This is a genomic window from Undibacterium sp. TC4M20W (assembly GCF_049340245.1).
GTDB lineage: Bacteria > Pseudomonadota > Gammaproteobacteria > Burkholderiales > Burkholderiaceae_D > Undibacterium.
The window spans coordinates 328,035-341,551 of the sequence record NZ_JBMPPI010000002.1 but is presented as its reverse complement, the minus strand read 5'-3'; the positions used below and the strand labels follow the sequence as shown (position 1 = coordinate 341,551).

11 protein-coding genes are annotated in these 13,517 nt (G+C 49.4%); 9 read left to right on the top strand and 2 right to left on the bottom strand.

What is annotated here, in order from left to right:
• Nucleotides 1–3: 3 nt before the first annotated feature.
• Nucleotides 4–804, bottom strand: coding sequence for a DNA/RNA non-specific endonuclease (locus ACO0LL_RS04035; protein WP_422949594.1), 801 nt, complete (start codon nucleotides 802–804; stop codon nucleotides 4–6).
• A gap of 301 nt (nucleotides 805–1,105) precedes the next feature.
• On the opposite strand from ACO0LL_RS04035, the gene ACO0LL_RS04030 reads away from it, so the two are divergent.
• On the top strand, nucleotides 1,106–2,026 hold the full coding sequence (locus tag ACO0LL_RS04030) for a GNAT family N-acetyltransferase (protein WP_422949593.1): 921 nt from the start codon (nucleotides 1,106–1,108) through the stop codon (nucleotides 2,024–2,026).
• 12 nt (nucleotides 2,027–2,038) lie between these two features.
• Here the strand turns inward: ACO0LL_RS04030 and rtcR are convergent, their stop codons facing one another.
• On the bottom strand, nucleotides 2,039–3,649 hold the full coding sequence (rtcR, locus tag ACO0LL_RS04025) for an RNA repair transcriptional activator RtcR (protein WP_422949592.1): 1,611 nt from the start codon (nucleotides 3,647–3,649) through the stop codon (nucleotides 2,039–2,041).
• A 442-nt stretch (nucleotides 3,650–4,091) separates the two neighbouring features.
• On the opposite strand from rtcR, the gene ACO0LL_RS04020 reads away from it, so the two are divergent.
• The 8 genes from ACO0LL_RS04020 to ACO0LL_RS03985 all read left to right on the top strand — a co-directional run bounded on the left by ACO0LL_RS04020 (nucleotide 4,092) and on the right by ACO0LL_RS03985 (nucleotide 13,491).
• Complete coding sequence (locus ACO0LL_RS04020; protein WP_422949591.1) at nucleotides 4,092–5,672, top strand: vWA domain-containing protein; 1,581 nt, start codon at nucleotides 4,092–4,094, stop codon at nucleotides 5,670–5,672.
• A gap of 688 nt (nucleotides 5,673–6,360) precedes the next feature.
• Nucleotides 6,361–6,735, top strand: a complete 375-nt coding sequence (locus tag ACO0LL_RS04015) for a zinc-ribbon domain containing protein (protein WP_422949590.1) — start codon at nucleotides 6,361–6,363, stop codon at nucleotides 6,733–6,735.
• A 355-nt stretch (nucleotides 6,736–7,090) separates the two neighbouring features.
• Entirely contained in the window at nucleotides 7,091–8,326 is a 1,236-nt protein-coding gene (locus ACO0LL_RS04010) for an RtcB family protein (RefSeq protein ID WP_422949589.1), read from the top strand.
• Between the two features lie 239 nt (nucleotides 8,327–8,565).
• On the top strand, nucleotides 8,566–9,597 hold the full coding sequence (gene rtcA, locus ACO0LL_RS04005; protein ID WP_422949588.1) for an RNA 3'-terminal phosphate cyclase: 1,032 nt from the start codon (nucleotides 8,566–8,568) through the stop codon (nucleotides 9,595–9,597).
• Between the two features lie 14 nt (nucleotides 9,598–9,611).
• Nucleotides 9,612–10,064, top strand: a complete 453-nt coding sequence (locus tag ACO0LL_RS04000; protein WP_422949587.1) for a DIP1984 family protein — start codon at nucleotides 9,612–9,614, stop codon at nucleotides 10,062–10,064.
• Between the two features lie 748 nt (nucleotides 10,065–10,812).
• The gene (locus ACO0LL_RS03995) at nucleotides 10,813–12,021 is read left to right on the top strand and encodes an RtcB family protein (RefSeq protein WP_422949586.1); all 1,209 of its coding nucleotides are present in this window, start codon (nucleotides 10,813–10,815) and stop codon (nucleotides 12,019–12,021) included.
• 10 nt (nucleotides 12,022–12,031) lie between these two features.
• Nucleotides 12,032–12,199 carry a hypothetical protein gene (locus ACO0LL_RS03990; RefSeq protein WP_422949585.1) on the top strand — a complete coding sequence of 56 codons (168 nt, stop codon included), beginning with the start codon at nucleotides 12,032–12,034 and terminating at the stop codon, nucleotides 12,197–12,199.
• A gap of 164 nt (nucleotides 12,200–12,363) precedes the next feature.
• A complete protein-coding gene (locus tag ACO0LL_RS03985; protein WP_422949584.1) occupies nucleotides 12,364–13,491 on the top strand; it encodes a DUF1624 domain-containing protein in 1,128 nt (375 codons plus the stop codon).
• The last annotated feature ends 26 nt before the right edge of the window (nucleotides 13,492–13,517 follow it).

Sequence of the window (13,517 nt, the reverse complement as noted above, 5' to 3'; positions counted from 1 at the left end):
TTGCTAGCTGTCATCACTTTCCGGCATGGACAGGAACTGTATCCCCGTTTTATTGACCAACTCCTTATAGCTTATGGGTTTGCTGGCATGTGCCTCGTCTGTATTTTCTACCCAATAGGCCCAGGCGCGACCAGTTGCGGGGTCATAAACAAGTTTGAACAGATATCTGGGCACCCAAATCTTATTGTTTCCAATTGTCGCTGGTCGCGAGTCGTAAACCGGCCCAGTAATCACATATACGTCACCTGATGCCCGCAACACATACTGGCGCGTGGTTTTTTCTATGGCGGCCCAGGTCTTGCGGTTGTTCACTGGCGCTTGCGGCACCATATTCGCCAGCGAAAAGCTTTGCGCCATCGCGGTGCTGTCTGCCATGTCGGCAGCCGGTGCCATATGTCCACGGTCATAGCCAGAACCCTTGTAGTCATCCAGTTCAGCCCTTTCTGCGCGGGGTAGTCTGGCATCGGCATAGAACTGGTCACTGCGCTCGTTTTCCCTGGCTTTGTAGATGATCTGGCGATTCAGTCTTTCTGCTACATAGATGGGAGTATGGCTCTTGCCAGAATGCATGACTGCAAATGCCGAGAAACACAGGGCGCGCGGTCGCATGTCGGTAGTAGCGCGCATGGCCGGTATATGGCCTTTGGCAAAGAACTGGCGGCAAGCGGAGAAATCACCCGTACTCTGCGTTGGAAAATGGAGAGAGTTGAAAAAAGGATGGTCAAAAAAAGAAAGATCAACAAAGGAAAGGCTGACCAGTGCAAAGAAGAGCAAAGGACTAAGTTTGGCGAGTTTTTTTAACATGTATATGCAAGCTGATGCCGGATGCGGGCTATCCTGAGGTGAGCCAAATCAATTACTTCTTATTTAAGCGCCCCAAGCCTGGGGCGGTTGACACGATGAAATACTGCATGGAAGTACAGCATTATGGGAAAGGGCAGGATTCTATCTGATTTTCCTCAGAGTATCTTGCAGGAAGAAAAATACTTGTATTTTTGAGTAGAAATAACTGGTAACAAATTGAGACTACTTTGACAATAAAATACTTGCTTATTTGAGACGTTTGGCAGACTATCGCGCTGGTTGAAAATTGGATATAGCACCGATGTTTTCCCCCGTATTATTCACTACCGCCAGAAATAGACTGCTCAAGCTTGATGCACGCTGGGTCTTTTGCGGCCTGCTTTTGCTTGAGTCACTGCTGTATTGCCTTGACGAGTTCACCGGGCCGTATAGTTTTTATGCGCCGTTTTATATTTTTCCGGTAGCGATGAGTGCTGCTTTGTTATCGCGGCGTATGACGGTTTTTTTGGTGGTATTGTCCAGCCTGGCAAGAGCCCAGGTTTTTAGCCAGGTGTTTCAGTCCGGTAGCCTGATGCTGCTGGCATTCGATATTGCCCAGAGTATTTTGCTGTATGGTTTGATTGCGGTGCTGGTGATTACCGTCAATAGCATGCATCAGCGCTTGCTGAAATATGCCCAATACTTGCGTGCAAACATCAGGCTCATGCGTCAGCAAAGACGTCACAGAGCCAGCATACGCCGCGCTTTACCAGATGATGCTGATGGCATCGTACACCTGGCCGTGAATGGGGCGCAGAACGGTGATTTGTCCGAAGATATTTCGAATGCAGTCTTGCAACGCACCTTGGCTACTGCCTTCCGCCAAGGCATCGTTGAGGGCCAGACCGTCAGACATATCTGGGCTGGCGGCCAGCAAAAAGTGCCGGTTGAATTTTGGGTGTCCATCATCAATGGCCGCATGGCTGGTTTCTTCATGCTGTACGGTGTCGATGGCCAGCAAGGGTCAGAGCGTGAGTTGCATGCCATGGTGGTCGCAGATGAATACCGTGGCCTGGGCATAGGTGGTGCCATGACCGATTTCTTTTGCATGCATTTTAAAAACCGTCGCCTGTTCGCCGCCTGCAAGACAGGGTCAAACATGATGAAGATGCTGAGCCGCAGGGGCTTCAGCCAGTTTTGTGCGGCAGAAAACGGTTACGTCATCATAGAGCGGCATAACTGAAACTTGCTTCGGTCATCCATTCTTATGCAGGGCATCCCACTGCAAGCCAAACTTGTTGAGATATTTTTTGAGCCTGTCTGCATCATTCGGGTTGGCTTTATTGCTGCGTGAAGCGGCAAACAATTTACGGCCAGCTTCCGACATGTTTTTAGAGCGCACACAGATTGCCAGCACGGCCTGCAATTGCACCGCATCGAATAAATCCAGCTGCGCGACCTGTTCTGCATCCAGGTAGTCATGCAAATCCAGCTCATGACTCCAACTATCGCCTTCATGTGCATGTGACCACAGGCGTTGCAGGCGCTTGATTTCTTCACCTGCATTCTGGTCATTGATGCGCCCGGCATCGGCCAGCGTTGCCATGCGTGTGACTGACGCTGACAAATCACGAAAATTGCCAGCCCACACCGCTTGGGCAGATGTGGCAAATTCCATATAGCTGTCTTTCGCTTCTTTATTGAAGCGCACCATCTGCCCGTTCTCGGCACTGTATTGCGACAGCAGGTAATCGATATTTGGCGCAATGTCTTCAACCCGGCCACTCAGGCCAGGCAATTCATATGACCATAGATTGATACGCGCATACAAGTCTTCGCGAAAGCGGCCTGCCGCCACTTCTTTGCCCAGATCGCGGTTGGTACCCGCCACCAGCTGGAAATCGCTTTGCACTTCATGGTCGCCACCCACCGGGAAGAAACGTTTTTCTTCCACCGCCTTGAGTAGCATGGCTTGCTCATCCAGGCCCAGCTCACCAATTTCATCAAGAAACAGCAAGCCCTTGTGTGCTGTCCTCAGCAAACCGGGACGGTCAGACATGGCACCAGTGAACGAACCCTTGATATGGCCAAACAGGGTAGAGCCTGCTCCATCACCACGCAGGGTAGCGCAGTTAACTTCGACAAACTTGCCCTCCAGCCTGTGCCTGGCTTTTTTCAATTCAAATATACGCCTTGCCAGGAAAGACTTGCCCGCACCAGTCGGCCCCATCAACAGGATGGCTGCCTTGGACTTGATGGCGACCCGTTCTATCTCATCGATCATGGTATTAAAGCGCGCATTGCGAGTGGCAATGCCAGATTTCAGAAATGCTACACCTTCTTCCTGCTCACGGCTAAAGCGCTGTGCAATCTGGTCATAGCGCGACAGATCCAGGTCAATGATGGTCATCTCACCAAAATTGGCCTTGGTCTGCCGCCGTGGCGGTGAAGTCTGCAAGAGCTTGCCGGGCAGGTAATTGGCTTCTGTCATCAGGAACAGGCAAATCTGTGCGACGTGGGTGCCTGTGGTGATGTGCACCCAGTATTCTTCTTTGTCGGTATCGAAAGGGTAGGACCTGGCAAAGTCAAACAGGCAGCCATACACGTCTTCAAAATCCCAGGGATCTTTTATTTCCAGCTGATGTGAACGTACTTTGGTCTCTGGCGAAGTATCAGCGATGTCCTTTTCCAATTGCGCGAGCAAGGGCTCATGGTGGCCGCTATGCAGCAAATCAATACGGTCAATGACGATGTCTTCATGCTGAGTTAGCGCAACCGTAGGACGCCATTTTTCCCAGCGACCACTGCCACGGCCACTATCGAGTTGTGTGCCTATAAAACCGATGACGACTTTTTTCTTCTTCATTATTTGGATAAATATTTATCTATTTGGATAATTATATAGGAAATGTACTCAGGGAGTTGATCTTGTGAATTTCCGCTTATTTCTTTATTTTTCTATTTAAATCAATAGCTTAAGCAGATATTTGGCACTATGACACAGACCTGGCACGCCCATTGCAATAGATGGAGTGTAGGGCATGCAGGCATGAAGGGAGTGCCACCACCGAAAACGATTGATGAAGGGTGGGCTGGATAAAACCAGATGCAGTCTAAGTATTGTCATGAGCAAGGTTGCAGATGCAGGTTGCCGCTCCCCGTAAGGGTGTCAACTGGCGCGCGTTTCCAATCATGGCAATAGCCAGGAGTAATGCCTTGGTTGCTGTATTTTGCGGGTTCGAATCCCGTCGTGTCCACCAGATCAGAAAAATCTGAAAGAGTTTAATAAAAAGAAAAAAGGAAATGAAATGGTTAACACACAATTGTTCCAGAGTTTAAAAAACTCACTGACAAATAAATTTTTGCCAGTTACAGCAACTGATGCAACAGATACAGCAAATTTTTCCGGCGCTGCAGCCTACAAGTTCACCGCCGAACACAAGCTGGCACAATACGCAGCCACTGGTTGTCTGAACGCGACTTACTACGCCAGTGCAGAAGCACAACTGACAACAGTGCTGGATTTGACTAAAGAGGTGACCCCTCTGTTTGTAGCGCAAACAGCGATCTACTGCCGTGAGCGTGGCTACATGAAAGACATGCCAGCTTTGCTGGTAGCAGCACTGACGATGCGTAATGCAGTCGAGTTACCACGTACTTTCAAGCGAGTAATGAACAACGGCAAGATGTTGCGTAACTTCGTGCAGATTGTGCGTTCAGGTGCGATAGGCCGTAAGTCTCTGGGTTCACGTCCTAAAAAACTGGTACAGGCATGGCTGAATACTGCCAGCGAAAAAGAATTGCTGGCAGCAGCGGTGGGTACTACGCCATCACTGGCCGATGTTGTGAAAATGGTGCATCCAAAACCTGTCGAAGCATGGCGTGAAGCCTTCTTTGCCTGGTTGATAGGCAAGCCATACAAGGCAGAAGCTTTACCACCAGTCGTAGCAGCGTTTGAAGCCTTCAAGAAAGACCGCAGCCTGGCTTTGCCGGATGTACCTTTCCAGATGCTGACAGCGATGGACTTGACGACAGAAGACTGGGCGCAGATCGCCCGTCAGGCTGGCTGGCAGATGTTGCGTATGAACTTGAATACCTTTGGACGTCATGGTGTATATGCCTTGCCAGGTATGGTCGATTTGATTGCCGCTAAATTGAGTAATGCAGAGGCAATTGCCAAAGCCAAGGTGTTTCCTTACCAGTTGATGGCGGCTTACAAGGCAGCGAATGAAGAAGTACCGTTGCCGATCAAGAATGCGCTGCAAGATGCGATGGAAATCGCCTTGAGCAATGTGCCAGAAATATTTGGCAAGGTCGTGGTATGCGCTGACGTGTCTGGTTCCATGTCATCTGCAGTCACAGGTTACCGTGGCTCTGCAACGACAGCAGTACGTTGCATAGACATCGCGGCCCTGGTCGCTGCAGCAATGCTGCGCAAGAATCCATCGACCCTGGTCTTGCCGTTTGAAGAACAGGTCGTGAAATGTGATTTGAACCCACGTGACAGCGTGATGACCAATGCGCAAAAGCTGGCAGCGATAGGTGGCGGTGGCACCAACTGCAGTGCACCACTGGTGCAGTTGAACAAGAACAAGGCGCAAGCTGACCTGGTGATCTTTGTCTCTGACAATGAATCATGGATGGATGCAAGCCGTGGCCGTTCTACTGCCACCATGGCCGAATGGAATGTGTTTAAGCAACGCAATCCACAAGCCAAACTGGTGTGCATAGACATTGCGCCTTATGGCACGACACAGGCGGCGGAAAGAGACGATATTTTGAATGTAGGTGGTTTTTCTGACGCTGTATTTAAAATCATCGCTGCGTTTGCTGCTGGTCAGTTAAGTGCAGAGCACTGGGTAGGTGAAGTAAAAGCAATTGATATTTAGAGAACCGCTGGCGGGGCAAATGCAGTCGATGTGTAGTAAATGTGTAGTAAATGCTTCGCCAGTCCAGGTAGTAAAAGTTTTTGAACGCAGCATGAATGCAAATGTGATTACACCTCTAACTGTAAAATCACCTTTAAACCTTGTCATGCCGTGCTTCAAAAACCATGTGAGTGTGGTCTTGAGTTTGAAATGCAGTACGAATGCGCGGGCGATTACATCCAAAAAAATCGCAAGCAGACCTTGTCGTACAGTATTTCTCAATACCGCAATCAGATGTCGCAGTACAGGTTTTGAATATGGCATGAATGCTGACGTGATTACATTTGAAACGTAATATCACCCTCTATTTTTGTCATGCCGTATTCAATAAATATCATTGTCGTTGTGTTTTGAATGCCATATGAATGCTTGTGTGACTACATGGGGTGTTCACATAAATCATTTGTCATATGGTGGTTCAGAATGTTGTAAAAGGTTTGAACTGGGCTGGAATGCCGATGTGACTACATCTTGCCAAGATATCGTCGCCTCAAATACTTGTCTTGCCAAGGTTCAATCAGGTTTTACCCGAATGCCATCAGGATTACATAGTTTATATTGGTGCGACTCCAATCTGTTTCATTTCACGAGAGTGAAGCAGAAATCCTGGTAACACTTGTCGGGGTTTTATTTTTAAAGTATGGACGTGATGAAAAGCGGAAAACAAAGACGGGCAGAAATCATGGAAAAGCGGCGCGCCCGCATACCTGTGAAAGAAAGTTTTGATGTCTATGCGATGCCTGCACCCGTTGGAGCAGTCATGGCTAATTGTGAGGCATTAAGTCACAATAAAAATGCTATTTTCTTGCCCTTGTTTTATGTGGACTACGCCTTCAACTGCCGTGATTGCGTATGCGCACAGATATGGACAGGCAAGCAGCAAAAGTGGTGGTACGAGATTATGCAAGGCAATATCAATAGTGTAGCTATTCGATGTCGCCCTTGTCGCAAGAAAGAGCGGCAAAGAAATAAGCTGGTCAGGGACTCACATTTGAGTGGTCTGGCAGCAAAGCACAAACACTAAAGTTTCCAGGCGAATGCCAGTGAACATTCAACGGTCCTAAGGTGGTTAACAGATGCATGGAGATACATTCACGGTCTGGTGTAGCCTGGGTACTGACCCTGACAAGAGTCTCCCGGCCGTCCGTTTCACAAACCCTTGTCGCCGCAAGCAATCGGAAATGAAAGAGTTTGTGCAGTAAGTAAAAGTTTAGGCGAATGCTGGTGAAATTACATCACTTTTAATGAGGCTGTCGCGGGTTCGAAGCCCGTCACGAAATCTCGGTTTCGTGTAGCTCAGTTGGTAGAGCACCTGTGGGTAACCACATGCATTTCACCGAATATTGTCGCCACCCTGAATTTGAAAAAAAGAGAAAAATATGAAACACGAAGATTATGATGTAGTGCAGTACAAAGATGGTCGTCCTATCAAAATGTGGACCAAAGGTGTTCCTGTTGAAGAAGAAGCCAAGCAGCAATTGGCGAATACTTCCCGTTTGCCTTTCATCTACAAACATATTGCCGTGATGCCAGACGTGCATCTGGGTAAAGGTTCTACCATCGGTAGCGTGATACCTACTCTGGGTGCGGTGATCCCAGCGGCGGTTGGTGTGGATATCGGTTGCGGGATGATGGCCGCCAAGACCACCTTGTTCGCCCACGATTTGCCAGATAACCTGGGCCCTTTGCGTACTGCCATAGAAAAAGCCATACCGCATGGTATGTCGCCTAAGACGCGTAGTTTCAAAGGCCGCGATAAGGGATCATGGGAAAATCCGCCGCCAGCCGTAGATGCTGCCTGGGCGCAATTGAAAGATGGTTTTGATGAAATCTGTTTGAAAACTCGCCGCTTGAAAAACACCAATAACTACCTTCATTTGGGAACTTTGGGTAGTGGTAACCACTTCGTTGAAGTGTGCCTGGATGAAGCCAATGCGGTATGGTTAATGTTGCATTCCGGTTCACGTGGTGTAGGTAATGCGATCGGTAGCCATTTCATAGAACTGGCCAAACAGGATATGCGTACCCATTTTATTAACTTGCCTGATCAGGACTTGTCTTATCTGCCAGAAGGAACCGAGCATTACAAGGACTACATTCAAGCCGTGGGTTGGGCGCAGAAATTTGCCCTTTTGAACCGTGAAGTGATGATGCAGAATTTGATCGCAGCTGTGCGTACCGTGATCAGCAAACCGTTTGAGACACATATTGAAGCGGTAAACTGCCACCATAACTATGTACAGAAAGAACATCACTTCGGTAAGGATGTATTGGTAACCCGTAAAGGCGCTGTATCTGCGCGCGCCGGGGAGTTGGGGATTATCCCTGGTTCCATGGGAGCGAAAAGCTTCATCGTGCGTGGTAAAGGAAATGAAGAAAGCTTCCATAGCTGCAGCCACGGCGCAGGCCGTACCATGAGCCGTACCGCAGCCAAGAAACTGTATACCGTCGCCGATCAGATCGCCGCAACCGAAGGTGTGGAATGCCGTAAAGATGCCAACGTGATTGATGAAATCCCTATGGCATATAAAGACATCGACGCTGTGATGCTGGCACAGACTGCACTGGTAGATGTGGTGCATGTATTGAAGCAGGTGGTTTGCGTTAAGGGCTGATTTACGTAAGACCATTAACCACAGAGGCACAGAGAAAGGAAAGACTGCTTGCACGCAGTCTTCGTTACGCATGCGTGCGGCATGCCGCACGAATTCCCTGCTACACCACAGAGAAGAGCAAGAAAAAACCAATGGAATGAAGATTCGCTCAAACTAGAAAAAGTTGAATTTCCTCATGTTTTTCTCTGTGTCTCTGTGCCTCTGTGTTGAGAGGTCTTGAACTTGATTTTAATAAAATAATGAATAATAAAATGATAGAGCTGGATGGCTCTTTGGGTGAGGGTGGTGGGCAGATATTGCGTACGTCTTTGAGCTTGTCCATGATTACTGGTCAGCCGTTTCGTATCATCAATATCCGTGCTGGCCGTGCCAAGCCGGGTTTGTTGCGTCAGCATCTGGTGGCAGTACAGTCTGCTGCGGCTGTCAGCGGTGCGCAGGTGGCTGGGGCTGAACTGGGTTCGACCACGCTGGAATTTATTCCATCGGGCATCTATGGTGGCACTTACCAGTTCGCTATCGGCAGTGCAGGTAGTTGTACCCTGGTGTTGCAGACACTGATACCGGCTTTGTTGTACGCAGACAAGCCATCGACCGTCAAGATCACTGGTGGCACGCACAACGACATGGCGCCACCTGCACAGTTTTTGCAAAAGGCTTATGGCCGGGTATTGCAGCAAATGGGCGCAGATGTCAGCTTTGAATTGAAGCGCTATGGTTTCGTCCCTGCCGGTGGTGGTGAAATCATCGCCCAGGTACAACCATGCAAGCAGTTGAAGAAAATCGACCTGCTGGAACGCGGCGAAAGAACCAAAGGCTATGCCGAAAGCTTTGTCGCTGGTGTGCCTGTCGATGTCGCCAAACGCGAGCTTGAATGCGTAGGCGCTGGCATGGGCTGGACTGCCGATCAATTGCTGGTGCGTGGCCTTAGCAATGACCAGGGGCCCGGCAATGTGCTGCTGATTACGCTGGAACATGAACAGATTACCGAAGTATTTTGCGGGTTTGGTGAGAAAGCGGTCAAGGCAGAAAATGTCGCAAAACGCACTGTGCAGGAGTTGCGTGAGTATGTCGCATCCGGTGCAGCATTGGGCGAACACCTTGCAGATCAGGTCATGTTGCCCTTTGCGCTGGCGGGTGGTGGTAGTTTTACCTCCAGCGTGATATCGCAGCATGCCAAAACCAATGCTGATGTGATCGCCAGGTTTTTGCCAGTCAGCACAGAATTCAAGCCACAGGATAAGCGCTTTATCGGCACGATGAAGCGCAATTAAAAAAGGAGAGCGAGATGAAACTTGCAGAAGCCTTGTTATTACGAGGTGATTTACAGAAAAAACTGGCATCCATGCGTGAACGCATAGTGCGCAATGGCCTGGTACAGGAAGGCAATACGCCGCAGGAAGATCCTGAAGCCTTATTGCTGGAAGCCTATGGCGTAACCACAGAGCTGGAAAAACTCGTACTGGCGATTAATGCGGCGAACATGACGAACAAATTGCCAGATGGCCGTAGCCTGACAGCCGCTATTGCCGAACGCGATAGCTTGATACAGCGTCATGCCTTGCTGCAGGCAGCCATAGGATCGACAAATAAAGAACCTGATCGCTATAGCGCACGCGAAATAAAATGGGTGTCCGTATTTGATGTAAAAAAATTGCAGAAGCAGTCCGAAGACCTGGCCAAAAAATTGCGTGAATTGAATGCAAAAATCCAGGAAAGTAACTGGCAGGTGGTATTGTAACTAAGCTTGTAAATCAGCTTGTAAAGTTTTCGGAACATAGGGCGAGCGTGGAACCCCGGCCCGATGACAGGGGGTGGAAAATATACTGGGATCGCTGACCGAGCGCGATGGGCAGCGCCAACAAATGACAACTCAGCCCATCACATCGCACTGTTGAAATTGCATACTGCAAACTTGACTACCACACGCTGACTATGTTCCAACCCGTTTAAAAAATTCACTCAGTCATTCGCGTTTTTTGCGCGATGTTTTTTGTGGATTTTTCGTCGATAAAAATAATTTTTGTTGACACAGTAATTTATTCTCGTGCAGAATCGAGTTTCTTCGATATGCAGCATTTTTAAAATTCGCAGCAATTCGATTTTTCCGACTTTTTCATCAACACCCAATTCAAGAAAGGAACGGCCATGCCACGGAATACGGCTAGCAAGAATAATCAATACTTTTAGCCCCGTGCACGACGCTCGGGGTTAAGGCAAATCGCCAACCCGAGCCGGTCGTTTTTTTGAAAACCCCGGTGAGGAAACTCGTCGGGGTTTTTTACTTTTCGAGCCGCTGATTTTTTGTTGGAACGTCAGAACTTGCATAGCCTTGTGCCATGCAGGCAGGGATGGTGTTCACCAAAAAAACGCAGAGTGCTATTGACGAAGAAAAGCAGCCAGATATTTCTCATGCCAGCAGCACAATTTGCTGTTGTGACGTGAGCAACTCGCTGAAAAAACACCGGCATTACAAGAAGGAAAATTGTATGCCTATAGCTCAAAGTTTGCACAAGGCCAGAGTGCCTGTGTATATATTTACCGATGATGTTGATCACACTGCGATACAGCAGTTGCTCAATATCGCCAGTTTAAACATCGTTCATCCCCACGTTGCTGCCATGCCCGATGTGCATGCGGGTGTGGGGGCTACGGTAGGCAGTGTGATACCTACCCGTGCAGCCATCATCCCTGGTGCTGTGGGTGTGGATATCGGTTGTGGCATGAATGCCGTGCGCACGACTTTGACTGCCAGCCAGTTGCCAGACAATCTGGCGAAACTGCGTAGTGCCCTGGAAGCCGAGATACCTGTCGGTTTTCGCCAGCACGCCTGGAACCGGATGCGCGGGTCTGCCCTGGTCAGGGTGGGCAAGCCCTTGAATGACAGGCTCGACAAGATCGTTGCCAAGCACAAGAGCATCATGCGCATGCTGCCGAAGTTTTATCAGACCTGGATATGCCAGTTGGGCACGCTGGGTGGTGGCAATCACTTCATTGAAGTGTGTATCGATGAAGAACAGCGCGTATGGATCATGCTGCATTCCGGTTCACGCGGCGTGGGCAATGTCATAGGCAAGCACTTTATCTGGGCGGCACGGAAAGAAATGTGGCGTCACCAGATACATTTGCCTGACAAGGACTTGTCTTATTTTACCGAAGGCTCGGAATTGTTTGATGACTATATTGAAGCGGTGCAGTGGGCGCAGGATTATGCGCTGGCCAACCGTAGCGAGATGATGCGCAGGGCACTAGCTGTGCTGGAAAAAGAAGTAACCAGCTTCAAGCTTGACGGCGAAGCCATTAATTGCCATCACAATTATGTGTCGCAAGAAACGCATAATAATGAAAACCTGTTCATTACCCGCAAGGGAGCAATTTCTGCCCGTATGGGTGAGATGGGTATTATTCCTGGCAGCATGGGGGCGCGTAGTTATATCGTCAGGGGTAAGGGCAATCCTGAATCATTCTGTTCCTGCTCTCACGGTGCAGGGCGTCGGATGAGCCGGGGTGAGGCCAGGGAGACGTTTGATGCTGATGATCTGGCAGCACAGACTCAGGGTATAGAATGTCGCAAGGACAAGGGAGTGGTCGATGAAATTCCGGCAGCCTATAAGGATATCGATGCAGTCATGGCGCATCAGCATGATCTGGTTGAAGTTGTGCATACCTTGCGCCAAGTCGTTTGTATAAAAGGATAGAGGCTAAGAGATGAAAATCACGGTCAAATTACCCAAACCGCGTAACCCGCTGGCTGTGCTGGTCAAACAGCGCAATGCCGGTGTCCATGGCGCACTCAATCCCAAGCGTACTGAGCGCAGGCAAGAGAAGCAACGCCTGCAACAACTCAAGGGCGGGCGGCTGAAGGATGAGGAGTAAGCACCTTATTTGTGTTAACTTGTTTTAATCCAGGCGCTCATTTGGCAACAAATGGGCGTTTTTTTATTTCCCGGGCTTGAAATGCTTTGCTGCCAGTAGCGGGTGCTGGATAGAATTGCTGCATTAAAATAAAACTGCGCCTGGTCGCAGACGGGGGATACACCATGATGCGGCAAAACCGGCTACAAGCCATAGACCTCTTGCGCGGTCTGGTCATCGTGCTGATGGCACTGGATCATACCCGCGACTTTTTTGCGGTTACCCCATTTGATCCACTGGATTTGCAACAAGGTTCGCCAGGCTGGTTCTGGACGCGTTGGATTACCCATTTATGTGCGCCCATCTTTGTGACACTGGCTGGCATGTCGGCCTTCTTGCGGGCGCAGCAGCGTGATAAAAAAGATATGACGCGCTATTTGCTGAGCCGTGGTGCCCTGCTAGTTTTGCTGGAATGTACCTGGGTCAGCTTCAGCTGGCAATTTGGTTTTAATGTGTTCATCTTGCAGGTGATATGGGCGATAGGCATGGCGATGATGGCACTGGCCTTGCTGATCTGGTTGCCACGCTGGGCGATTGCTCTGGTCGCTGCTGCCCTGATACTGCCGCACAATCTGCTAGATGGCATGCATGCCAAAGGCAGCCATGTCTTGTTCATGGCCTGGCATCAGGGTGGTTTTTATCCGCTGACTGACAAACTGGGTATCGTCTTTGCCTACCCGCTCATGCCCTGGATAGGTTTGATGGCTGCCGGTTATGCACTGGGGTCGTTGATGTTGTGGGAGGCGGACAAGCGCCAACGTTTCCTGTTCTCAGCAGCGGCTATTCTTTTGGTGAGTTTTGTGATTTTGCGCAGTGGTAATTATTATGGTGACCCTGATTTTTGGTCTGCACAAGGCAAGGGCTGGTTCTATGACTTCATGTCTTTCATGAAGGTGCATAAATATCCACCTTCCCTGCTTTACCTGTGCATCACGCTCAGCTTAGGCCTGGGCACGCTGGCCTTGATGGATAAGTATGTGAAAAAACCTTTGCCATTGCTGATGCTGTTTGGCAAAACACCCATGTTCTTTTATCTGGTGCACATCGCGCTCATCCATGCGCTGGGGTGGATTTATATGCAGCTACGTTATGGGCAGATCGTAGATTTTCGCAAACCGGAGGCGACACCGGAATATGAAGCTTCACTCTTGGTTTGTTACCTGGCTTGGCTGTTTGCCTTGGCTGTGATGTGGGGGCTGACGAAGTTATGGCTGACACGCCGGGCTGCAGGCAGATTGCAGGCGACCGCTTAGCTTGTCTGATTTCACCGCTATCCCTC